Genomic DNA, 24679 nt, shown 5'->3' with positions numbered 1-24679 from the left:
TCACCAGCTTACCCGGTTTACTGCCGAAAACGCCGCATTTTGCTGCTGTCGAACGGTGTCATTGGATGTCGAGCGTTGTCATCGCGCTGCTGCTTTTCATGGGCAACGCGCATGCGGAAGACGGGTATGCACTGTGGATGCGGTACGTGCCGGTTGAGCCTGCGCTCGCAGCCACCTACCGCGCGCAGTTGAGCGACATCGTCGCACCCGACGCAACGCCGACGCAGCGCGCCGCGCGTGCGGAGTTGGAGCGTGGGCTCGCTGGCCTGCTCGGCACGGCACCACCGATGCACGCCGAGGCGACGCAACAGTACGCCGTGGTACTGGGTACACCCGCGTCGTCCCCGTTGCTTGCGCCACTGCACAGCGAGATCGCGTCACTGGGCCCGGAGGGGTATCTGCTCAAGCGGGTGCAGCGCGACGGCCGCAGCGTGCTGGTGGTGGCAGGGCAGCGGGATATCGGCGTGCTGTACGGCGTGTTCCACCTGCTGCGCCTGCTGCAGACCGGCGCCTCACTGGATGCGCTGGACGTGCACGAATCGCCGCGCGTGCACCTGCGCGTGCTTGATCATTGGGACAACCTGGACGGCCATGTGGAACGCGGCTATGCGGGCCGCTCGCTGTGGGACTGGCAGAGCCTGCCGGAATGGAAGGATCCGCGTTACACCGACTACGCGCGCGCCAATGCCTCGCTGGGCATCAACGGCACCGTCCTGAACAACGTCAATGCCAGCGCCTGGAGCCTGGCGCCGGCATACCTGGATAAAGCAGCCGCACTGGCGGAGGTGTTTCGGCCCTACGGCATCCGCCTGTACCTGAGCGCACGGTTCAGCGCACCCATCGAACTGGGTGGGCTGAAGACCGCCGATCCGTTGGATCCCGGCGTGCAGCGCTGGTGGCGCGACAAGGTCAATGAAATATATGCACGCATTCCCGACTTCGGCGGGTTCCTGGTCAAGGCCAATTCCGAAGGGCAGCCTGGCCCGCAGGACTACGGCCGTTCGCATGCCGATGGCGCCAACCTGCTGGCCGACGCGCTGGCTCCGCACGGCGGCGTGGTGATGTGGCGCGCTTTCGTCTACGCGCATGATGTACCTGCAGATCGTGCCACCCAGGCCTTCACCGAGTTCGCCGGGCTGGACGGCGCGTTCCGCCCGAACGTGATCGTGCAGGTCAAGAACGGCCCCATCGACTTCCAGCCGCGCGAGCCGTTCCACGGTTTGTTCGGGGCCATGCCGCGCACGCCGCTGATGATGGAGTTCCAGCTCACCAAGGAGTACCTCGGTTTCAACACCCACCTGGTGTACCTCGGCCCGTTGTTCGAGGAAGTGCTGCGTTCGGATACCCATGCACGCGGCAAGGGTTCCACCGTCGCCAAGCTGGTGGACGGCTCGCTGGAGGGACACACGCTGACCGGCATGGCCGGGGTTGCCAACATCGGCAACGACCGCACCTGGACCGGCTCGCACTTCGACCAGGCCAATTGGTACGCCTTCGGCCGGCTGGCCTGGAACCCCCACCAGTCCGCCCGCGACATCGCTGCCGACTGGGCCGCAATGACCTTCTCGCCGGACCCCACCGTAGTGCAGCCAATCGTCGCGATGATGATGGCCTCGCGCGAGGCGGCCGTGAACTACATGACCCCACTCGGCCTGCACCACCTGATGGCGCGCGGCCACCACTACGGGCCCGGCCCCTGGGTAGACGGCGGTCCACGCCCGGACTGGACCTCGGTGTACTACCACCGCGCCGACCGCAACGGCATCGGCTTCGACCGCAACGCGAGCGGTAGCAATGCCGTGGCCCAATACGCGCCCGAACTGGCCGCGCAGTACGGCGACCTCACGAAAGTGCCCGAACCGCTGCTGCTGTGGTTCCACCACGTCCCATGGAACCACCGCATGGCCTCCGGCCGCACCCTGTGGGACGAACTGGTCACCCGCTACTCGCTGGGCGTAAAGCAGGTTCAGGAAATGCAGAGGCAATGGTCAACCCTGACGGATCCCCCCGAGGTAGAGCGGGGCTCTGCCCCGCTGCCATCACCAATCGACCCACAACGAAGCGCCCAGATCACCGCCTTCCTCCGCATCCAACGACGCGAAGCCCAATGGTGGCGCGACGCCAGCATCGCCTACTTCCAATCCATCAACGACCTGCCACTCCCTGCAGGCGAAGCCCCACCACCGCACCCGCTCGCTTACTACAAATCCCTACAGTTCCCCTCAGCACCCGGAGACGGTCGATGAGCAGGCTCCGCCGTTGGGCTCACCGGTTGCTGCTGCCCGCACTTGCCATTGCCAGCGCACCCGCGATGGCGCAGCAACCCACGCCCTCCCTGCTGCATCCACTCTTCCAGGATCACGCCGTCCTGCAGCGCGACCAGCCGATTCCGGTCTGGGGCGAAGCAAAGCCGGACGAGAGCGTGTCCGTATCGCTCGCGGGCCAGTCCCGCAGAACCCGCGCGGACGCCAGCGGACACTGGCAGGCAACGCTCCCGTCCACCTCAGCAGGCGGCCCCTACGAACTCACCGTAAGTGCAGGGCAGGCCACCCAGACCGCGCATAACCTGATGATCGGCGACGTCTGGCTGTGCTCCGGCCAGTCGAACATGGAACTGCCGGTCTGGCGCACCCTGGACGCCAACACCGAGCTTGCCGCCGCAGCGCATCCCGACATCCGCCTCTTCACCGTTCCCAAAGCTGCTGCCGTCGCCCCGCAGAGCACGTTCAGCGCACCGGTCGGTTGGGCCGCCGCAACCCCAGACACCGTCCGCGAGTTCTCCGCCGCCTGCTACTACTTCGCGCGCGAACTCCAGAAGACCGTCAACGTCCCGATGGGACTCATCCAATCGGCCTGGGGCGGCTCGCGGATCGAAGCGTGGACCAGCGCCAAGGGCCTGCGCGCACAGCACGGCATGCAACCCGCACTGGCCGTACTCGCCCTGTATGCCAACGACCCTGCAGCCGCGAATGCGCAATGGGGAAAGCACTGGCAGCAATGGTGGGCCAGTCGCGATGGCACCGTTTCGGGCGATGCACCGTGGCAGCCAGATGCCAACAACGGGGCATGGACGCAGGCACCCGCTGCACTGGGCGCATGGGAGCGCTGGGGTGTCCCCGAGCTGTCCGACTACAACGGCATGGTCTGGTACCGCACGCAGGTCACCCTTACCGCCGCGCAGGCAGCACAGAACGCAACGCTCGAACTGGGACCGGTAGACGAGACCGACGTTACCTGGGTCAACGGCGTTGCGGTAGGCAGCCAGTACGCCCCCGGCGAAGCGCGGTCATACCCCGTGGCCCCCGGCCTGCTGAAAGCGGGCGCGAATTCCGTGGTGCTCAACGTACTGGACACCTGGGGCGACGGCGGGCTGGCCGGGCCCGCGAGCGCCCACGCGATTCGCCTGGCCGATGGCACCCGCGTCACGCTCGACTCGCCTTGGCAGTACCGGGCGGCACCCGGCCCTGAGTCACCGCCACTCGCCCCATGGCACGCAGCAACCGGGCTGTCCACCCTGTACAACGGCATGATCGCGCCACTGGGCAACTACGGCCTGCGCGGCATGCTCTGGTACCAGGGCGAGTCAAACACCGGTGACGGTGCCGCTTACGCAGGGCGACTGCGCAGCCTGCGCGGCGACTGGCGCAGCCGGTCTGGTGCAACGTTGCCCCTGCTGATCATCCAGCTCGCGAACTACGGCAAGCCACCCTCAGCGCCCACCGAAAGCGGCTGGGCGCAGGTACGTGAAGCCCAACGGCGCGTGGCGGCGGAAGGCGCTCACAGCGGGCTCGCCGTCACCATCGACATTGGCGACGCCTACGACATCCACCCGCCGAACAAGCAGGAACTGGGACGTCGACTGGCGCGGCTGGCGCGCAACGTGGTCTACGGCGAGCACGACCTGGTACCCACCGGTCCGACGGCGACGGTTGCGTCGCGCACGTCGGATGGACTGCGGATCCAGTTCGAAGATGTTACGGGTGAACTCATTACCACGGGCGCGCGGGGCCCCATCGGGTTTGAGCTCTGTGACGCCGCTGCCCACCACTGCGACTACGCCGATGCGACATTGGACGGGCACGCAGTCGTCCTGCGCAGCCCTCAGGCGGGCACCGCCGCCCGCGTCCGCTACTGCTGGGCCGACGGACCGGTCTGCACCGTGCGCGACAGCAGCGGCCTGCCGACGGGGCCGTTCGAGCTGCCCATCACGGAAGGAGCCGCCCGCTGATGCGCTGGCTGCTCGCTATTCCCATGCTGCTCAGTGCGGTGTTGACCACCGGCGCCAAGGAGCCTGCGCCGCCGGTCTACTTCGACTGGTTCGAATACACCGGCCGCGATGCCGCCTTTGAAACGCCGCTGCCGGCCGCGCACTACCGCAACCCGATCCTGGCTGGATTCCATGCAGACCCCAGCATCGTCGCCGTCAACGGCCGGTTCTACCTGGTCAACTCCAGCTTCACCTATTACCCGGGCATCCCCGTCTTCGAGAGTGAGGACCTGGTGCACTGGAGACAGATCGGCAACGTCATCGACCGACCCAGCCAGCTCGATTTCGACGGCCTCAGCGTCTCACGGGGCGTGTTCGCACCCGCGATCTCGTACCACGATGGCCTGTTCTACGTGGTCACCACCGCCGTAGACAGCGGCGGCAACTTCATCGCGACCGCACGCGATCCCGCCGGCCCGTGGTCCGACCCGCACTGGTTGCCCGGCATCGATGGCATCGACCCGTCCTTGTTCTTCAACGACGACGGCAACGTCTACCTCGTGAACAACGATGCGCCGCCCGGCACCCCGCGCTACGAAGGCCATCGCGCGATCTGGATGCAGCAGATCGACCTGGCCGCGTTCAAGCCCATCGGCCCGCGCAAAGTCCTGATCGACGGCGGCGTCGAACCGGAAAAAAGCCCGATCTGGATCGAAGGCCCGCACCTCTACAAGCGCGAGGGCTGGTATTACCTCTCCGACGCCGAGGGCGGCACTGGCCCGCAGCACTCGCAGGTGGTGCTGCGCAGCCGCGACGTCTGGGGGCCGTACGTTCCCTATGCAGACAATCCGATCCTCACCCAGCGCGACCTGCCTGCCGACCGCCCGCTGCCCATCACCAATGCCGGCCATGCGGATCTGGTGGAAGGTCCGGACGGCTCGTGGTGGGCCGTGTTCCTGGCCAGCCGCAACTACCAGCAGCGGCACTACAACACCGGGCGTGAGACCTACCTGCTGCCGGTGGCATGGCGCGATGGCTGGCCGGTGATCCTGCCCGCCAACCAGACCATCCCTTATGCGGTGAAAGCCCCCAGCTGGATGAGAGGCGACGCCATGCAGGCGCCCTCGACCGGGAACTTCACCGACCGCGACGAGTTCGACGGAGCGGCGCTGGGCAACGCCTGGCTTCGCGTACGCGTGCCCAAACAAGAGTGGGCAAGCCTGTACGAGCGCCCGGGAAGCCTCGCCATCCACCCGCTGCCGGAAGGCCTTGAGACGCTCAGGAATCCAGCCTTCCTCGGCCGCCGCCAGCAACACCTGCGCTTCGATGCGAGCACCGCCATGAGCCGCCCGGCGCAAGGCATCGCAGCAGGGATGGCTGCCTTCCAGAGCGAGGCCTGGTGGTACTTCCTTGGCGTGCGCAGCCTAGGCGGCGACCGCATCGCCGTCTTCCTCGAAGCCCGGGACGGCGGCGGCACAACGAAGACCCTTGCGACCCGTGAACTGAAAGCAGCAACCACGCTGCGCCTTCAGATCAGCGGCAATGAAGGCAACTACGCCTTCGCTGTCGACACCGGAGACGGGCAGGGCTGGCAAACCCTCGCAGCAAATGTAGACGGCACCGTACTCAGCACCGATCGCGCAGGGGGCTTTGTAGGCACCCTGCTGGGACCATTCGCGCGCGACGAGCGCGCCTTGAGGAGCAGATGATGACGCGCAGGCCTTACCACTTAGTCGGCCTTCGCGGCCCCGTCCTTGCCACCTTGGCCTTGTGCGCCGCCATCGGGCTCGCCACCCGCGTGCACGCTGCAGAGCCCAAACCCTGGCTGGACACTACGGCCAGCTTCGAGACCCGTGCCGCCGCGCTGGTCGCCGAGATGACCCTGGAAGAGAAGGCCGCGCAGATGCAGAACGGCGCACCCGCCATCGAGCGTCTGGGCGTGCCCGCCTACGACTGGTGGAGCGAAGGCCTGCACGGCGTCGCGCGGGCGGGGCAGGCCACCGTGTTCCCGCAGGCCATCGGCTTGGCCGCCACCTTCGACGTGCCGCTGATGGGGCAGGTGGCCACCACCATCAGCGACGAAGCGCGCGCCAAGCACCACCAGTTCGTGCGCGACGGCCAACATGGCCGTTACCAGGGCCTGACCTTCTGGTCGCCGAACATCAACATTTTCCGTGACCCGCGCTGGGGCCGCGGCCAGGAAACCTACGGCGAAGACCCGTACCTCACCGCGCGCATGGGCGTTGCCTTCGTGCACGGCCTGCAGGGCGACGACCCGGTCTACCGGAAGCTCGACGCCACCGCCAAGCACTTCGCGGTGCACAGCGGCCCCGAAGCCGACCGCCATCACTTCGACGCCAAACCCAGCAAGCGCGACCTGTACGACACCTACCTGCCGGCGTTCGAAGCGCTGGTGAAGGAAGGGCAGGTGGACGCTGTCATGGGCGCCTATAATCGGGTCTACGGCGAGTCCGCCAGCGCCAGCAAGTTCCTGCTGCGCGACATCCTGCGCGACGACTGGGGCTTCAAGGGCTACGTGGTGTCCGACTGCTGGGCCATCGTCGACATCTGGAAGCATCACAAAATCGTGCCCACGCGCGAAGCCGCCGCCGCACTCGCGGTGAAGAACGGCACCGAACTGGAATGCGGCCAGGAATACGCCACGTTGCCTGCGGCAGTGAAACAGGGTCTGATCAGCGAAGCCGAGATCGACGACGCCGTGACCCGCCTGTTCACCGCACGCATGCGGCTGGGCATGTTCGACCCGCCGGAGCGCGTGGCCTATGCGCGGATTCCGGCCTCGGTGAATCAAGCGCCCGCCCACGACGCGCTGGCGTTGAAAGCCGCCCGCGAGTCGCTGGTGCTGTTGAAGAACGACGGCGTGCTGCCGCTCTCGCGCGATCTCAAGCGCATCGCCGTGGTCGGCCCGACCGCCGACGACACCATGGCGCTGCTGGGCAATTACTTCGGCACCCCGGCGGCACCGGTCACGATCCTGCAGGGCATTCGTGACGCCGCCAAGGGCGTGGAGGTGCGCTACGCGCGCGGCGTGGACCTGGTGGAAGGGCGCGACGACCCCAACGCCACCCCGCTGATCGAAGCCGCCTACCTGCGGCCCGCCGCTGACTCCCCGGAACGCGGCCTGCGCGGCGAGTACTTCCGCACCGCCGACCTGGCCGGCACGCCCGCACTGGTCCGCACCGACGCGCAGATTGGCTTCGGCTGGGACCGCGGCTCGCCCACCGACAACCTGATGGCGCGCGGCGAAGCCGGCCCGGGGCAGGGCGTGCCGAATGACAACTTCAGCATCCGCTGGAGTGGCCAGGTGCTACCGCCGGTCTCGGGCCGCTACCGCATCGAGGCCGCCGCCGACGATGGCTTCCGCCTCTACGTGGACGGCAAGCGCGTGCTCGACCACTGGACCCCCAGCGATCGCATTCGCAGCGACGGCGTGGACCTGGACCTGGACGCCGGCCGCGCCTACGACCTGAAGCTCGAGTACTTCGACGCCGAGCGCGACGCAGGCGTACGCCTGGGCTGGCGCATGCCCGGCGCCAAGCCGCCGTTCGAGGAAGCGCTCGACGCCGCCCGCAGTTCCGATGTGGTGGTGTTCGTCGGCGGCCTCACCGGCGATGTCGAAGGCGAGGAAATGAAGGTCAATTATCCCGGCTTCGCCGGTGGCGACCGCACCGACCTGCGCCTGCCCGCCACCCAGCGAAAGCTGCTGGAAGCACTGAAGGACACCGGCAAGCCGGTGGTGATGGTGCTGACCGGCGGTTCCGCGCTCGCCGTTGAATGGGCGCAGGAAAACCTCTCGGCCATCCTGATGGGCTGGTACCCCGGCCAACGCGGCGGCACCGCCGTGGGCGAGGCGCTGTTCGGCGACTACAACCCCGGCGGCCGTCTGCCCGTGACCTTCTACACCGCAGACCAGAAGATGCCGGCGTTCGACGACTACGCCATGGAAGGCCGCACCTACCGTTACTTCCGCGGCACCCCCCTGTACCCGTTCGGCCATGGCCTGTCCTACACCACCTTCGACTACGGCAAGCTCCAGCTCGATTCGCCGCGCATCGCCGCCGATGGTCGTCTCAACGTACAGGTTGAAGTGGCCAACACCGGCAAGCGCGACGGCGACGAAGTGGTGCAGCTGTACGTGCGCCGGGTGGACGCCGCGCCGGGCGATGCGGTTCAGTCGCTGCATGGGTTCCAGCGCGTGCATCTGGCGGCAGGCCAGAAACAGACGGTGGCCTTCGACCTGGACGCCTATCAGGCCCTTCGCCAGTACGACGAAGCGCGCGGCGCGTATGAAGTGCCGCCGGGGGCGTACGAGGTGCGGGTAGGCAGTTCCAGTGCCGACGCCCGCGTAAAGGCACGTTTCACCGTGGAGGCAAAGCGTGACTGATCACACCCTGTCGGTACGGGAAAAGCTGGGCTACAGCCTGGGCGACCTTGCAGCCAACCTGATCTTCCAGACGCTGATCACCTACCTGGCGTTCTTCTACACCGACGTCTACCGGTTGCCGCCCGCCACGGCGGCCACGGTGATCTTCGTGGTCGGCCTGCTCGGCGCGTTCGTGTTCACCCCGTTGATCGGCATCGCCGCCGACCGCACCCGCAGCCGCTGGGGCAAGTTCCGGCCGTGGATCCTGTGGACCGCCATCCCGTTCGGCGTGCTCTCGCTGCTCGCATTCAGCACGCCGGACCTGGGCGAGCGCGGCAAGGTGGTCTACGCCCTGGCCACCTATGGCCTGCTGATGCTGGTGTACGCGGCCAACAACCTGCCGTACTCCGCGCTCAGCGGCGTGCTCACCGGCAACATGGACCAGCGCAACAGCCTCTCCGCCTACCGTTTCGTGGCGGTGATGATCGCGCAGTTCATCATCCAGGTCCTGCTGCTGCCGCTGGTGCTGATCCTCGGCGACGGCGACCGCGTGCTCGGCTTCGAACGGGTGATGACCGTGTTCGCGGTGGTGGGCACCGTGTTCTTCCTGATCACGTTCGCCACCACCCGCGAGCGCATCGTTCCCGCCAAGGAGCAGACCGCCGGGGTAGGGCAGGACCTCAAGGACCTGCTGCACAACCGCCCGTGGCAGGTGATGCTGGCGCTGACCATCCTGGTGTTCATGAACCTCGCCCTGAAGGGCGGCACCTACATCTACTACTTCCAGTACTACATGAGCGAGCCGGCGCTGGCCGCGGTCCTCGACAGTTCCGGCTTCAACCGCTTCATCGGTGGCTTGAACGCGGTGCTGAGCGGATGGGGCCTCTCCGGTTTCACCTGGCCGAAGGACCCGGCCACCTCGGCGTTCAGCCTGTTCAATGCCTGCGGCATCATCTGCATGATCCTGGGCATCGGCGTCTCGCGGCGGTTGGCCGACCGCTTCGGCAAGCGCGATGTGTTCGGCGCGGCGTTGTTCGTCTGCACCGTGTTCCTGCTCGTGTTCTACCTGTTCCCGCCCACGGCAGTGGCCGTGGCGTTCGTGTCCTTCATGCTGCACGGCTTCTTCTACGGCATCACCATCCCGCTGTTGTGGGCGATGATTGCCGACGTAGCCGACTACTCCGAGTGGAAGAACAACCGCCGGGCTACCGCCATCATCTTCTCCGCCATGCTCTGCGGCCTGAAGATCGGCCTCAGCATCGGCGGTGCACTGGTGGCGGGCATCCTGGCGCACTACGGCTATCAGGCCGGCGCCGCCCAGCAGCCGGACGGCGTGGTGGATGGCATCCGCTTGACCGTGAGCCTCTACTGCTCGATTCCGTTCCTGCTCGCCGTAGGACTGTTGTTCCTCTACAAGATCGACAAGCGCATGGAAACCCGGATCGAGCAGGAACTGCTGCAACGGCGGAATGGCAACAACCTGGAGCACCTGGCCGCGCACGCCATTTCCCAGCCGCTGGTGTCACATATCTACACGGCCGACCCTTCCGCGCATGTCTTCGAAGGCAGGCTGTACATCTACCCCTCGCACGACATCGATGCGGGCGCTCCATTCGATGACGACGGCGGCCACTTCGGCATGGAGGACTACCACGTGCTGCGGATGGACTCGCCGCAGGGCGAGGCCACCGACTGCGGTCTGGCACTGCATGTACGTGACGTGCCCTGGGCTGCGAAGCAGATGTGGGCACCGGATGCGGCAACGCGTGACGGTCGCTACTTCCTCTACTTCCCGGCCAAGGATGCGCAGGGCATCTTCCGCATCGGCGCAGCGGTTGCGGATCGCCCCGAGGGGCCGTTCACGGCCGACGCCGAGCCGATGGCAGGGACGTACTCCATCGACCCGGCCGTCTACCGCGACAACGATGGGGAACACTATCTCTACTTCGGTGGCATATGGGGCGGGCAGCTGCAGAAGTACCGGGACAACCGGTACGACGTCGCGAACGAAGAGCCCACCGGCGCCGCGCCCGCACTGGGTCCGAGGGTAGGGCGACTCCATTCCGGCATGACCCGGCTGGCAGAGCCCACCCGCGAAGTGCTGATCCTGGACGAGCACGGAACACCGCTGCGTGCCGACGACCACGAGCGCCGCTTCTTCGAAGGTCCGTGGCTGCACCGGTACAACGACCGCTACTACCTCTCGTACTCCACCGGCAACACCCACCTGCTGTGCTACGCGGTCGGCGACAGTCCGTACGGTCCGTTCACCTACGCTGGCGTGATCCTCAAGCCGGTAGTGGGCTGGACCACGCACCATTCCATCTGCGAAGTGGAGGGGCAGTGGTATCTGTTCTATCACGACTCCCTGCTGTCCGGCGGCGTGACCCACCTGCGCTCTGTGAAGTGCACGCCACTGCATATGGACGCGGACGGCAGCATCCGTACGATCGATCCCTATGGCGCCTGAGACCTGCTTGCCAATCGATGACGCGCTGGCACCCCTGCCAGCGGGGCGCCTGCTGTGGCTGCGGTCAGGCGGCGTGGACGTCGCGCTGGCGCCCGAAGCCGGTGGACGCATCGCCCAGATCCGCCATGACGGAGTGGATTGGCTGGTGGGGGAGGTAGAGGGCGGCAAGTCCGCCATCGGCTGGGGCTGCTACCCGATGGTGCCGTGGGCAGGGCGTATCCGCCACGGCCGATTCGAGTTCGACGGCAGGCGTTACGAACTGCCCACCAATTTCGGCGGGCATGCCATCCACGGGACAGGCTTCACCCGGCCCTGGCAGCTCGACAGCCTCGAAGCTGACGCGGCCGTGCTCTCGTTGGCACTTCCCGAAGACGACTACTGGCCCTTCGGGGGCACGGCAACGCAGACCATCCACCTCGGCCCCGATCACCTGGCGCTGCACCTCGCCGTGCAGGCGGGACACCACGCCATGCCCGCCGTGCTCGGCTGGCACCCGTGGTTCCGCAAGCCGGATCGCCTGGAGTTCGTTGCAGATGCCATGTACCCGCGCGACAGCGAAGGCATCGCCATCACACCCTGCGCAGCCCCCACGGCAGGCCCGTGGGACGACTGCTTTGTCAGGACGCGCGACCCGGTGCTGGTCTGCGCAGGCCAGCAGTTGCACCTGAGCGCCGACACCGACCACTGGGTGGTGTACGACGCGGCCGCTCATGCAACCTGCGTGGAACCACAGACCGGCCCACCCGATGGATTCACCCTGGCTCCTCACCGGCTCCTGCCCGGCGAGCGGCTTGCGCTGCGTTTCGACCTCCATTGGTCGCGCAGCGCACCGCCATAGTCCTGGAAGGCGACTCAGTCCATGCGGGTAGCCAGTTTCAGCCGCTCCATGCCGCCCGGTGGTTCGTGGTCACCGAACCGCAGCGTCACCGAATCAATGGTGCCGGTGAAGGGGAACAGGCCCTTCTCTTCATAGTCCGCGCACACCGGCGATACGCAGTCCATGCCCACGTCCATGGTCTCCGTGCCACACCGCTGCGGCACCTGCTCGTCGATGTGCCCCCGCGCGACTTCCTTGCCGTTCACGCTGAGGACGACGTCCGCCGGCCCGCCCGGGGTCGGCGATGCTGGCGTAAAGGCCAGCTCGATGGTGTGCTCGCCTGCAGGAAGGGCCTCGGGGGAGACCACGTCGTAGCGGCGGATGCCGAAGAAGTTGTAGTGGAAGCGCGGCTTTCCCTCCCAGAAGAACAGCGAGAAGCCGGCCGCATCACCGCCCAGTGCAAAGATGACGCCTTCAGTGTCCCGCTCTATCTTCACCGGGGCAGTCAGCGTGAACGGCACACCGACCAGCTTGGGGCCGCTGCCTTCCGGCAGGCGTGTCATGCCAGGGTAGAACGTCACTTCGTCACGGCCATGGAAGTAGCTCGGTCGCAGCGTTACGTCCAGCCGTTCCGCAAAGCGGTCGTCCAGCGGCAACACGTTGTATTTGGCGGCCTCGGCCATGAACAGGTCCTGCAGCTGGCGAAGCCGCTTGGGTTCCTTCGCCGCCAGGTCCACGCCCTGGCTGAAATCCTCGGTGATGTTGTACAGCTCCCACGTGTCTTCGTCGAAGCCCGACGAGCCTGACGTCTCCCAGGGCAGCCGGCCATGCCGGCACGACGCGATCCAGCCGTCGGCATACATCGCGCGGTTACCCAGCATCTCGAAGTACTGGTGCGTGTGCGTGCTCGGCACGCTGCCTGCGCCGTTGGCAAAGGTGTAGGCAAAACTGGTGCCCTCGATCGGCCGCTGGATGAAGCCGTTGACTTCGCGCGGCTCGGTAATGCCCACGATCTCCATCAGCGTAGGCATCAGATCGATGCAGTGGTGGAACTGGGACCGCATCTGCCCCGTGTCGGTGATCTGCCGCGGCCAGGACACGATCATCGCGTTGCGCGTGCCGCCAAAATGCGAGGCCACCTGCTTGGTCCACTGGAAGGGCGTATCGCCGGCCCATGCCCAGCCCACGGCATAGTGCGGGGACGTGCCGGGCAGGCCCCAGCGGTCCATGAAGCCGATGGACTCCTCCATCGAAGGCTGGCGGCCATTGAGGCTCATGATTTCGTTCGGAGTTCCCACCAGCGATCCTTCGCCGCTGGAGCCGTTGTCGCCGATGATGTAGATCACCAGCGTGTTGTCGAGTTCGCCCATGCCCTCGATGGCATCCACGATCCGACCGGTCTCGAAATCGGCGTGTTCGAGGAAATCGGCATAGTTTTCCGCCTGCCGGGAAAACAGCTTCTGGTGCTCGGGCGGCTGGCTGTCCCAGGACGGAATCTGTTCCGGACGCTCGGTCAGGCGCGTGCCCTTCGGAATGATGCCGCGCTTGATCTGCTCGGCATGTACCTGTTCGCGATACTTGTCCCAGCCCATGTCGAAGCGGCCTTCATTGCGCCCACGCCAGTCCAGCGGTGGCTGGTGCGGTGCATGCGCCGCACCGGTCGAGAAGTAGGCGAGGAACGGCCGCTCCGGGGCGATCGACTTCTGCTGCCGGATCCAGCCGATACATTGGTCGGCAAGGTCGCGCGTCAGGTGGTAGCCGTCGCCGGGCTTGGCAGGCGGCTCGATGGGGTCGGTGTTGCGTAGCAGCGAGGGATAGAACTGGTCGGTTTCCCCACTGATGAAACCGTAGAAGTAGTCGAAGCCCTGGTAGGTCGGCCAGTTGTCGAACGGGCCGGCGGCACTGGTCTGGTTGTCGGGCACGTTGTGGTTCTTGCCGAACCACGCACTGGTGTAGCCGGCCTGTTTGAGCAGCTCGGCAAACGTGGCGCACCCCTTCGGAATGATGCCGCAATAGCCGGGGTAGCCGGTGGCCATCTCGGCGATCACGCCGGTGGCTACGGAGTGGTGATTGCGCCCGGTCAACAGCGCGGCCCGCGTCGGCGAGCACAGCGCCGTCGTGTGGAACTGGTTGTAGAACAGCCCATTACCTGCAAGGCGCTCGGCAGTGGGCATCCGCACCAGCCCACCACACGCGCTTGACCAGCCGAAGCCCACATCATCCAGCAGTGCCAGCAGGATGTTGGGGGCGCCGGCCGGCGCCTGCTTGTTCGGTGGAAAGTCCGGACTGGACTCGGTCGCATACATTCCGATCCTGGCATTCCTGAAATCCCATTCCGGCTCAGGCAGATGGGTGTGGTCCAGATGAACTTCGAACGGGGTATCGCTGGTAGGGGTCGGCATTGTCTACTCCACGGAACAGGTAAAGGGACAGTTATGCGTATCAAGTACTACTGGCGGGCAAGGTACATCCGCATCTTGGCCTCCTGGTCTTCCACGGCGTCGCCCGAAATATCGATCAGGGCTTTCTTGACCTTGCCGGTGAAGGCAAACGGCGATGGGTAGTCCAGCATCACCGGCGCGCCGGTGTCGGCCCCGACCGCCACGCCGGCAGCCAGACCGAGCTGGAGCGGGATGGTGACCGGCAGATCGCCGTTACCCACGCGCTCGCCGTCGACGAACAGCTTGATGTTCGCCGGCACGCCCTTGCCCTTGGCGATGTCGGCCTTGCCGGTCGGGGTGAACTCGAAACTGAAGATGTGCTCACCGCTCGGCACGGGCGACTCGGACTGCACCTTGAAGCGCTGGTCGGCCACGTAGTTGTAGCCGTAGGTCAACTTCCCGTCCTGCACGTAGAACGAGAAGCCACCGTCATTGCCGCCCATCGACAGAAGCACTCCTTCGGCGCCGGATTCCGGCACGACCGCGTGTACCGAAATGGAGTGGGCGACGTTGATCACACGCGGCGCGGCGTTGCCGGGCACCATCTGGGTGCCGGGGTAGTACACGTACTTCTTCCGGTCCACCGAGATCTGCGGCCGCTCTTCGCCAAACCGTGCGGTGCCTCGGCTGTCGATCGGCAACACGTTGTACTTGCCCGCCTCCACGTACCACATGCCGATCATCGCGATCAGGCGATCCCGTTCCTGCTCGGCAAGGTCGTGGGTTTCGCAGAAATCCTCGTCGATGTTGTACAGCTCCCATCCATGCGCATCGAGCTGGATGAGGGTGTCGTAGTCGATGGGATCGCCGAACTGGCGTCCCGACTCGATCAGCGAGGTGCCCGGCCACGGACACACCGCGCGCCAACCATCGTGGTACAGCGAACGGTGCCCGAACATTTCGAAGTACTGGGTGACATGCAACGAGCGGGCCTCTGCGTCGTCGAAGCACCCCTTCAGGCTGAAACCCTCGATCGGCGACTGGGTCACGCCGCGGATCCGTTCGGGGGCTTCGATGTCGAGCGCGTCCAGCACGGTCGGCACCAGGTCGATGGCGTGGCAGTACTGGCGACGCAGCTCGCCGCGCGCCTTGATGCCCTTGGGCCACGAGACGATGAACGGGTCGGACACACCGCCGCGATACGTTTCCCGCTTCCAGCGACGGAAAGGGGTATTGCCTGCGTGCGTCCAGCCCCACGGATAATGGTTGAAGTACTTCGGGCCGCCGATGTCGTCGATCGCGGCGAGGTTCTGCTCGAGGTTGTCGGGCACGTTGTTGAAGAACTTGCCCTCATTCACCGATCCGGTGGGACCGCCCTCGGCGCTCGCGCCATTGTCGGAGATCAACATCACCAGCGTGTTGTCGTACTCGCCCAGCTCCTTCAGGAAGGCCATCAGGTCGCCAATATGATGGTCGGCGTGTTCCAGGAAGCCAGCGAACACCTCCATCATGCGCGCGTACAGCCGGCGCTCGTCGGCGCCGAGTGAATCCCAGTCCTGCACGTCCGGATCATGGCGCGACAGCACGGCATTCTCCGGCAGCAGGCCCAGCGCCTTCTGCTTCTCGAATACCTGCTGGCGATAGGCGTCCCAGCCCGCGTCGAACTTGCCCTTGTATTTGTCGGCCCATTCGCGCGGCACGTGATGCGGCGCATGTGCCGTGCCCAGCGCCAGGTACATGAAGAACGGTTTGTCCGGCGCAACCTGCTTGGAGTCGGCAATCATCGCCTTCGCCCGCGCGATCAGGTCCGGGGTCAGGTGGTAACCCTGCTCGGGCGTGGTTTCCGGTTCCACCTGGTGGTTGTCGCTGACCAGTTCGGGGTAGTACTGGTGCGTGTCGCCTCCCAGGAAACCGTAATAGCGCTCGAAGCCACGGCCCAACGGCCAACGGTCGTAGGGTCCTGCAGCCGAGGTCTGCTCGGCCGGCGTCAGGTGCCACTTGCCGATGGCGTATGTGTTGTAGCCGCGTTGCTGCAGGATTTCAGACAGGAAGCCATTCTCGAACGGAATGGCGCCATTGGAGCCTGGGTAGCCCATGGATCCTTCGGTGATGCAGGCCATGCCATTGGAATGGTGGTTGCGCCCGGTGATCAGCGAAGAGCGGGTAGGGGAGCACAGCGCCGTCGTGTGCATGTTGCTGAATTTCAGGCCCTCGGCGGCCAGCGCATCGATATGAGGGGTGTTGATCGGGCTGCCGTAGCAACCGAGCTGACCGTAGCCGGTGTCATCCAGCACAATGAACAGGACGTTGGGTGCGCCCTGTTTCGCCCGCAAGGGCGCCGGCCAGGCCGGTTCGGAGACGTCGAAGGTCCTGCCGATCACGCCGGGGAACGCCTGCCCGGTCTTGTATTCCTTCAGCGCCATGGTGCTGTTCTCGCAGAGGGGAGTCAGGTGCCCAGTCTGTCCGCTGCGTCACGCCAAAGCGTCGGTAGTTCTACCGTCGCTGGCCAGTATTGTTTCGGTTCAATGTGGGGCCATCCGACGCTTCCGTACAGATCGCGTTAAACTAGAGGGCTTTCATTCGCAGAAAATGGGGGCAACAGACACCGTAGTGAGAGCACTTTCCTTCCTCATCACCACCGCGCTGGCGGGCCTTGCGCCAGTTTCCGGGGCCTGCGCAGAAGACCGGGGCGATGCGCCCTATTTCGATCCCGGGGGCGCGGTCAGATTCAATTACGGGTGGCTGGATTACGGCCCCACCAGTCGGCTGCAGCTTGAGCTGCTGCGTGCAGATGTCGATGCGGGCGTCGGCCGATTGTCCTTCTCCGCCCAGTACCGATGGTACGACGGGTTCGACGCGGTCCACCATGCGTACGCAGGTTGGAAGTTTTCCGACCAGACCCAGCTGAAAGCGGGCATCCAGCAGGTGCCGTTCGGGCTCCTGCCCACGGTGTCGCAGAGCTTCTGGTTCGGCTCCGGCTATTACCTGGGCATCGAAGACGACTACGATCCGGGCCTGGTGGTGACCCACCAGCAGGGCGATATCACCTGGCATGCCGGCTGGTTCTTCGGAGATGAATACGGGACCGGCGCGCGCTATGACCGGTATTCCTTCGATGTGGCGCAGACCGACGCGCTACCCTATCGGGAACGGCAGCGCCTCAACGCACGCGTGGAACGCTCGCTGGACTGGGCCGGCGGCGACCTGCTGATCGGCGCCTCCGGCTTTGCCGGCAAGGTCCAGAACACCCAGACCCGCCGCCATCATGACCACCAGGGCGCTGCGGTGCACATGCAGTGGAAGCGCGATGGCTGGACCACGCAGTTGCAGTGGGCCCGGTACCGCTACGACATCCCCGGCGAGCGCATTGCCTTGTCTGCGTTCCAGGCCCCGTTCGAAATCGCGGCAGAGGCCGACGTGCCCAGCGCCAACGTGGCCTATTCGTTTGGCCAGCGCGGCTGGCTCGACGATCTGACCTGCTACAACAACCTCAGCATGACCCGCCCGGTCGGTCATTCCGCCGGGGTCCGCGACTCCTGGCAGAACGTGACCGGATGCAGCCTGCAGAAGGGGATCATGCTCACCTATGTCGACTGGATCGCCGGTCGCAACATGTGGTTCGCAGGCGGCGACGGCATCGGCATCGATGACGGCGGACCGTCGCGCTGGCATTCGCGGTTGAACCTCAACATCGGATTCTATTTCTAATCCTGCCCCGTTCCGGGGCCCTCGATTTTCACATTCCAGTCTACGGAGGTAGCCATGCAGAGCCCGGCTCCGCACCATCCCCCCGTTCGCCAGCGGATCCTTCCGCAGGTGTTCATTCCCACCGCAGCGATCGTCATTGCGCTGCTCGCGCTGGCCGCCTTCGCGCCTGCCGTCGCCACCCGCTGGTTCACCGCTGCCAAAACCTGGGCGGCCAACGACGCGGGCTGGTTCACCATCCTTGCCGTGGCCGGCTTCCTTGTATTCGTGGTCGGCGTTGCCATCAGTCGCTACGGCCGCATCAAACTGGGGCCGGACCACAGTACCCCGGACTACAGTTATGGCTCCTGGTTCGCCATGCTGTTTGCCGCAGGCATGGGCATCGGCCTGATGTTCTTCGGCGTGGCCGAACCGATCATGCACTACGCCACGCCACCGGTCGGCACGCCCGAGACCGCCGCCGCAGCCCGCCAGGCCATGCGGATTACCTTCTTCCATTGGGGCATCCACGCGTGGGCGATCTACGCTGTTGTCGCGTTGTCGCTGGCGTACTTCGCCTACAGGCACAACCTCCCACTGCGTGTCAGGTCGGCGCTGTACCCCCTCATTGGCGATCGCATCTACGGTCCGCTCGGGCATGCGGTGGACACCTTCGCCGCGCTGGGCACCATTTTCGGCCTGGCCACGTCGCTGGGCCTGGGGGTGATGCAGATCAATGCCGGCTTGAGCTACCTGTTCGGCCTGGAGGTGAGCACGCTGGTCCAGGTCGGCCTGATCACCGTCATCACGCTGGTGGCCACCGGCTCGGTCATTGCCGGGCTGGACAGCGGCGTACGCCGCCTGTCGGAGATCAACATGATCCTCGCCGCCGCGCTGCTTGCCTTCGTGCTGGTCTGTGGCCCGACCGTGCACCTGATGCAGACGCTGGTGCAGAACACCGGCATGTACGTCTCGCAGCTGTTCTCCATGACCTTCAACCAGTACGCCTATGAGCCTACCGGCTGGCTGGGCGGTTGGACCCTGTTCTACTGGGGCTGGTGGATCGCCTGGTCGCCGTTCGTAGGAATGTTCATCGCCCGCATTTCCCGTGGCCGCACCGTGCGCGAATTCGTGGTGGGCGTGCTGCTGGTGCCGCTGGGCTTCACCTTCCTGTGGATGACCATCTACGGCAACACCGCGCTGCACATGGTCAGGGAGGAGGGGCTGCAACAGCTGGTGCAGGCCGTGTCCTCGGACAGCTCCATGACGCTGTTCGAGTTCCTGGAGCACCTGCCATTGACCCTGCTGACCTCGTCGTTGGCGGTCATCCTGGTAGCGCTGTTCTTCGTTACCTCGGCCGACTCGGGCGCGCTGGTGATCGACATGTTGACCTCCAAGGGCGAGGAAGAATCGCCCGTCTGGCAGCGCATCTTCTGGGCACTGCTGGTGGGCGGACTGGCCATTGCACTGCTGGTGGCAGGCGGGCTGGAATCGCTCCAGGCCGCCACCATTGCCAGCGCATTGCCGTTCACCGTCATCATGATCCTGATGTGCTGGGGGCTGCTCAAGGCGATGCATCTGGATGCCACCAAGCGCTCCATCCTGCGCGAGGCCCGCATCCTGCCTGGTACCAGTGAAGACTGGCGCGCCCGGCTGCGCCTGCTGGCCCATAACCCGCTGAAGATCGAAGTGACCGGGTTCATTGACCAGTGCGCGGTGCCTGCGTTGGAAGAGGTGGCCACCGAACTGCGCAAGCAGGACCTGCCGGTCCAGGTCTCACGCGGCGACGACGGCCGGGCGTGGCTGCAGGTTGGCCATGGCGAGGAAATGGACTTCTTCTACTCGGTGCGGCCGCAGCCTTACGAAGCCCCGACCTTTGCCCTGCAGGACCCGCGTCGCCCCTTGGCCGAAGGCACGCGCCACTATCGTGCCGAGGTCTATCTGCGCGAAGGCGGGCAGGACTACGACGTGATGGGATGGACGAAGGTCCAGCTCATCCATGACGTGCTGGACCAGTACGAGCGTCATCGCCAGTTCCTGGACAGGATCCGTTCCTGATCCAACACAATGCAGCTGCCGCCCTCCGGGGCGGCATCTGCGCATCCCGGGCTGCACCGCTCCGAAGTTCCAGGACGGGGTGAATCCCCGGTGAGGGATGCGGCCGGGGAATTCACTGCATGGGAACTGCAAGGCAACGACCATCACTTGATCGTTTCCCCCATGCAGTGAAGGACCCGTTTCCATGTCCAAGAAGCAACTGAACACGATCAACCCGCTCACCGAAGAAGTACTGGCAACGTACGCCTACCTGTCCGATGACGAAGCCGCCGGCGTGGTGAAGGCCAGCCACGCAGCCTTCCTGCAGTGGCGCCTGCGCAGCCTTGACGAGCGTGCGAACGTCATCTCGTCCATTGCCGCGAAACTCCGCGACCGCAAGGAAGAATTCGCCCAGCTCATGACCAACGAGGTCGGCAAGCTCATCGAAGACAGCCGCACCGAAGTCGAGCTCTGCGCCGCCATCTGCGAATACACCGCCAAACAGGGCCCTTCCGTACTCGCCGATGAGGAGCGCGACGTGGAAGGCGCCACCGGCATCGTGACCCATTGCCCCATCGGCGTGGTCTACGGCATTCAGCCCTGGAACTTCCCCGCCTACCAGGCGATCCGCTACTCCATCGCCAGCCTGATGGCCGGCAATGGCGTCCTGCTCAAGCACGCGGAGAGCTGCACTGGCAGCGGGCTTCTGTTGCGTGATATCTACGAAAGTGCGGGACTGCCCAAGGGCTTGTTCGGCGTGCTGCTGATCAGCCACGACCAATCCAATGACATCGTGAAGAACGATCTGGTGCGCGCGGTCACACTGACCGGCAGCGAAGACGCCGGACGCACCGTGGCAACCAAGGCGGCCGAGTCGCTGAAGAAGACGGTACTCGAACTGGGTTCCAACGATGCCTATCTGGTCCTGGACGACGCCGACCTGGACCTTGCCGTGGAAACCTGCGTCAAAGGGCGCCTGTTCAACAACGGCCAGACCTGCGTCAACGCCAAGCGTTTCATCGTGACCCAGAAAAACTACGACGCATTCGTCACTGCCTACGCTGGGAAGTTCGCAGCGGTAACGATGGGCGACCCCAACGCTGCGGACACGCAGCTGGGGCCCATGGTGTCCAAGGCGCAGCGCGACAAGCTGCACGAGCAGGTCACGAAAAGTATTTCGCAGGGTGCGCGCCTTGTCGTGGGCGGTGAAGTACCCGACCGCACTGGCTGGTTCTACCCAGCCACGGTTCTGGCAGATGTGGCACCGGGCCAGGTGGCCTACGAAGACGAGCTGTTCGGTCCAGCCGCGGCCATCATCCGCGCCAAGGACGATGAAGATGCAATGCGCATCGCCAACGACAGTCGCTACGGCCTGGGCGGCGGCATCTTCAGTCGGGACGTCAAACGTGCCCGCGAGTTGGCCACCCAATACTTCGACACCGGCATGGTCTTCATTAACACCTTCGACGTAGCCTCGCCGGCGCTCCCCTTCGGCGGCGTCAAAGCCTCCGGCTACGGCCGCGAGCACGGCCCGGAAGGCCTGAAGGAATTCGTGAACGTAAAGTCCATCAAGATCCCATCGTGATCCCACGCAATCGCGCATAACCCCGCGTGACCCGCGCGACGCCGCGTGGCCCTGCGGGATGACGCGTAATCCTGACGCGGTAGAGCCAGGCCCTGCCTGGCCGAACAGCGCCGGCCGTCTCAAAGACGGCCGGCAAATAAAAAGGGGCAGGGGCCATCAGCCCCCCCCGCCCACGCCCACCTACTTGGGCATCAAAACCGTATCGATAACGTGCACCACACCATTGGACTGCATTACGTCCGCAGTAGTCACAGCCGCCTTCCCACCCTTCGCATCCACCAGCCACACCTTGCCGTCAGACAGCTTGACCGTAAGCTTCTCGCCTTCAACCGTCGTCAACATGCTGGCCATGCCCCCCTTCCTGGCGGCAGCAGTGAGCTCTGCGGCGGAATGCGTGCCAGGCACCACGTGGTAGGTCAGGATCTTGGTGAGTTTCGCCTTGTTCTCAGGCTTCAGAAGCGTATCGACCGTGCCTTTGGGCAGCTTCGCGAACGCATCATTGGTAGGCGCGAACACCGTAAACGGCCCAGTCCCGGACAGGGTATCTACCAGGCCAGCCGCCTTCACGGCAGCCACCAAGGTGGTGAGATTCTTGGCAGTCGAAGCATTCTCCACAATGGTCTTGTTGGGGTACATGGCCGCGCCGCCAACCATGGGGTTCTCAGCAGCCGAAGCGCTGACGGTAGCCAGACAAGCTGCTGCAATGCACGAAGCCATAGCCAAACGCCGAATTGAGTTGTACATGTGTATGTCCTCTTATCTCGAGCGCACAACGGTGTGCCCTGATACCTACGCACCAACCAGTCGATTGGATGCAGCTGGCGCGTAAAAAAGAAACAAGCGCCAACGCGCCTGGATTCAGGGGCCATGTTCACAGCGCCCTAACAAGAAGAACAAAACCACGCTGCGTGGACGTTGCCGTCAGCAATTCACCGCCCAGCACCGCCGGTAGAGTCGGTCCCCAGACGACTGCCGATAGCCCAACCACCCCGGTAACGCATGACCCCGAACGAAGCAACGCTCAGGAATGCCAATGCGCGCCCAGAACCCAATGCGACCAAGCGATCGCATCCTCTAGAATGTCCCAAGCCCCCAAGGGGCCACGCCTACCCACATTCAGCGAGTTCCGAAATGCAGTGGATCGACCTGCGCAGCGACACCGTCACCCAGCCCACGCCCGCAATGCGCCAAGCCATGGCCACAGCCGAAGTGGGGGACGACGTCTACCAGGACGATCCCACCGTAATCCAGCTCGAGCGCCTCGCTGCCGAGATGCTGGGCAAGGAAGATGCGCTGTTCGTCCCAACCGGCGTCTTCGGCAACCAGCTGGCCGTGTTCACCCATTGCCGCCGCGGCGACGAAGTGATCGCCGGCGACGACTCACACCTGGTCTGGCACGAAAACGGCGCTGCGGCGGTGATCAGTGGCGTGCAGCTGCGCACGATTGCCAGCAAGCAGGGCCTCCTGGAGCCCAGCGAGATCGAGTCCCGCATCCGGGTAGGGGAGGACATCCACATCCCCCGCACCGGGCTAATCTGCTTGGAGAACGCGCACGGCAACGGCCGCGTGATCCCATTGGCCACGATGGAGGCCACCGCCGCTATCGCACAAAAGCACGGCGTTCCCATCCACCTGGATGGTGCCCGCGTGTTCAACGCCGCCACCTATCTGGGGTGCGACGTAAAAGAGATCACCCAGCACGTGGACACAGTGATGTGCTGCCTCTCCAAGGGCCTCGCCGCACCGGTCGGCTCCATCCTGGCTGGCCCGGCGGCCTTCATCAAACGCGCCCGCTACAACCGCAAGCTACTGGGGGGCGGATGGCGCCAGGCAGGTGTCATCGCCGCGCCGGGCATCCTTGCGCTCACTGAAATGACCCAGCGACTGGACGTGGACCACGACAATGCCAGGTACCTGGCCGAGCGACTGGCCGAAGTGCCAGGCATCAACGTCGACATGGATGACGTCCACATCAACATGGTCTGGTTCGCGCTGCCCGATGGGGTGGACATGCCTCAGCTGATGGACGCCCTGGAAGCAGCAGGCATCCGAGCCAACGGTGCGTACGGCGGCAAGATGCGACTGGTGACCCATTGGCAGATCGACCGTGACGCCCTCGACAGGACCGTCTCGGTGATCCGGAACGTGGTGGCTGGGTGATCCAGATACTGTATTCGATCGACGTTCTCTGATGCCCCCACTCAGGAGGTCGAATGGAATCTGATGTTCGGTAGCACGAGGAAGCGTTGCGCCTGGCGATGCTCGCCAGTGATGTGGAAGCACTGGATGAACTGATCGCGGACGACCTGATCTTGGTGGGGCCGTCTGGCGATGTCTTTCACAAGCAGGACGATCTGGCGTTGCACCGCTCCGGCAGGCAGAAGCTGACGCTGGCCGAGTGGGACTCCGTGGAGGTCACGGTGCGGGACCAGGTCGCCGTGACGACCGTAGCAGCCCACTATCGGGAACCATCGATTGCACGGCGTTCTCTGGTCGCTTCAGGTACTGCCGGCTCTGGGTCAAGACGGACATCGGTTGGCAGGTGCTGGGCGGTTCTGTCGTCGCCCAGACCTGAGCCAAACTCGTCGTGCTGCTTGCTGCCTGCTGAAATCGGCTTACCAGCGGCGTCTCCGCTTGCCACCCTTTGCAGCCTGGGTGATCAGTGCGGCACTTCCAACCGCAATGGAATCTTCCACGGCGCCAGTGCTGGTTTGTCCATACCTGGCAATCGCGCGCATGCGTAGATCGAACGTCACATAAGCCATGCCAACTGCGGCGGTAGCGCCCAACAGTGCGCCCAGCCCTCTGTGCCGATGGGGCGCAAGGGCCGCGCCGGCAATCATCCCGGTCGCAACCCGCGCCACCATGCCCGCTGGCACGATCCGATCAGGCGCTGTTTTCATCTTGTCGCCGATCAGCTCACCGCCCGCCAGTGCAAGCATGCCTGCCGAGGCCAGGTTGTTGGAGAGTAGGCGCGGCGCACCATTATCGAAGGGAAGGTTTCCGCTCCGGGCGGCATTGGTCACCGCAGCCAAGGGCGTCATCGCACGCATCCCGGCCACTGCTCCCATCAAGATCGAATGTATCAAGGCCATCTGGTTCTCCTGGCTATGG

Annotated in this window: 14 protein-coding genes and 2 pseudogenes; 12 read left to right on the top strand and 4 right to left on the bottom strand. The window is 65.1% G+C overall.

What is annotated here, in order from left to right:
* Positions 1-65: 65 nt before the first annotated feature.
* From PDM28_RS10010 to PDM28_RS09980, 7 genes and pseudogenes are all read left to right on the top strand, one after another.
* Positions 66-2246, top strand: a complete 2181-nt coding sequence (locus PDM28_RS10010; RefSeq protein WP_311181823.1) for an alpha-glucuronidase family glycosyl hydrolase — start codon at positions 66-68, stop codon at positions 2244-2246.
* A complete protein-coding gene (locus PDM28_RS10005) occupies positions 2243-4228 on the top strand; it encodes a sialate O-acetylesterase (protein WP_311181822.1) in 1986 nt (661 codons plus the stop codon). The genes PDM28_RS10010 and PDM28_RS10005 overlap by 4 nt, the downstream gene beginning before the upstream one ends.
* Positions 4228-5916 (top strand): glycoside hydrolase family 43 protein, encoded by a 1689-nt coding sequence (locus PDM28_RS10000; RefSeq protein WP_311181821.1) that lies wholly within the window; start codon positions 4228-4230, stop codon positions 5914-5916. The genes PDM28_RS10005 and PDM28_RS10000 overlap by 1 nt, the downstream gene beginning before the upstream one ends.
* Entirely contained in the window at positions 5916-8612 is a 2697-nt protein-coding gene (locus PDM28_RS09995; protein ID WP_311181820.1) for a glycoside hydrolase family 3 protein, read from the top strand. The genes PDM28_RS10000 and PDM28_RS09995 overlap by 1 nt, the downstream gene beginning before the upstream one ends.
* Positions 8605-10059 (top strand): annotated as a pseudogene (locus tag PDM28_RS09990) (MFS transporter); the annotation flags it as partial. The gene PDM28_RS09995 and the pseudogene PDM28_RS09990, both read left to right, overlap by 8 nt.
* Entirely contained in the window at positions 10033-11061 is a 1029-nt protein-coding gene (locus PDM28_RS09985; protein ID WP_425507658.1) for a glycoside hydrolase family 43 protein, read from the top strand. The pseudogene PDM28_RS09990 and the gene PDM28_RS09985, both read left to right, overlap by 27 nt.
* Positions 11051-11899 carry an aldose epimerase family protein gene (locus tag PDM28_RS09980; RefSeq protein WP_311181819.1) on the top strand — a complete coding sequence of 283 codons (849 nt, stop codon included), beginning with the start codon at positions 11051-11053 and terminating at the stop codon, positions 11897-11899. The genes PDM28_RS09985 and PDM28_RS09980 overlap by 11 nt, the downstream gene beginning before the upstream one ends.
* Positions 11900-11913: 14 nt before the next feature.
* Here PDM28_RS09980 and PDM28_RS09975 read toward each other — a convergent pair whose 3' ends face one another.
* Both PDM28_RS09975 and PDM28_RS09970 read right to left on the bottom strand, forming a co-directional pair.
* Positions 11914-14280: an arylsulfatase gene (locus PDM28_RS09975; protein WP_311181818.1), complete on the bottom strand. Its 2367-nt coding sequence runs from the start codon at positions 14278-14280 to the stop codon at positions 11914-11916.
* A 47-nt stretch (positions 14281-14327) separates the two neighbouring features.
* Positions 14328-16682 carry a sulfatase-like hydrolase/transferase gene (locus PDM28_RS09970; protein ID WP_311184621.1) on the bottom strand — a complete coding sequence of 785 codons (2355 nt, stop codon included), beginning with the start codon at positions 16680-16682 and terminating at the stop codon, positions 14328-14330.
* Positions 16683-16869: 187 nt separating this feature from the next.
* Here PDM28_RS09970 and PDM28_RS09965 point away from each other — a divergent pair, with 187 nt between their 5' ends.
* From PDM28_RS09965 to PDM28_RS09955, 3 genes are all read left to right on the top strand, one after another.
* A complete protein-coding gene (locus tag PDM28_RS09965; protein ID WP_311184620.1) occupies positions 16870-17967 on the top strand; it encodes a hypothetical protein in 1098 nt (365 codons plus the stop codon).
* A 54-nt stretch (positions 17968-18021) separates the two neighbouring features.
* The gene (locus PDM28_RS09960; RefSeq protein ID WP_311184619.1) at positions 18022-20001 is read left to right on the top strand and encodes a BCCT family transporter; all 1980 of its coding nucleotides are present in this window, start codon (positions 18022-18024) and stop codon (positions 19999-20001) included.
* A 184-nt stretch (positions 20002-20185) separates the two neighbouring features.
* Positions 20186-21565 carry an NAD-dependent succinate-semialdehyde dehydrogenase gene (locus tag PDM28_RS09955; RefSeq protein WP_311184618.1) on the top strand — a complete coding sequence of 460 codons (1380 nt, stop codon included), beginning with the start codon at positions 20186-20188 and terminating at the stop codon, positions 21563-21565.
* Positions 21566-21745: 180 nt separating this feature from the next.
* Here PDM28_RS09955 and PDM28_RS09950 read toward each other — a convergent pair whose 3' ends face one another.
* Positions 21746-22309: a fasciclin domain-containing protein gene (locus PDM28_RS09950; protein ID WP_311184617.1), complete on the bottom strand. Its 564-nt coding sequence runs from the start codon at positions 22307-22309 to the stop codon at positions 21746-21748.
* A gap of 387 nt (positions 22310-22696) precedes the next feature.
* Here PDM28_RS09950 and ltaE point away from each other — a divergent pair, with 387 nt between their 5' ends.
* Both ltaE and PDM28_RS19270 read left to right on the top strand, forming a co-directional pair.
* Positions 22697-23725: a low-specificity L-threonine aldolase gene (gene ltaE / locus PDM28_RS09945; protein ID WP_311184616.1), complete on the top strand. Its 1029-nt coding sequence runs from the start codon at positions 22697-22699 to the stop codon at positions 23723-23725.
* Between the two features lie 86 nt (positions 23726-23811).
* A pseudogene (locus PDM28_RS19270) lies at positions 23812-24024 on the top strand (nuclear transport factor 2 family protein); the annotation flags it as partial.
* 156 nt (positions 24025-24180) lie between these two features.
* On the opposite strand, the gene PDM28_RS09940 reads toward PDM28_RS19270, so the two are convergent.
* Positions 24181-24660, bottom strand: coding sequence for a DUF4126 family protein (locus tag PDM28_RS09940; RefSeq protein ID WP_311184615.1), 480 nt, complete (start codon positions 24658-24660; stop codon positions 24181-24183).
* Positions 24661-24679 lie beyond the last annotated feature (19 nt).

This window comes from Stenotrophomonas aracearum (genome assembly GCF_031834615.1).
Taxonomy (GTDB): domain Bacteria; phylum Pseudomonadota; class Gammaproteobacteria; order Xanthomonadales; family Xanthomonadaceae; genus Stenotrophomonas; species Stenotrophomonas aracearum.
The sequence above is the reverse complement of the archived record's forward strand: the minus strand, read 5'-3'. Positions and strand labels throughout refer to the sequence as shown.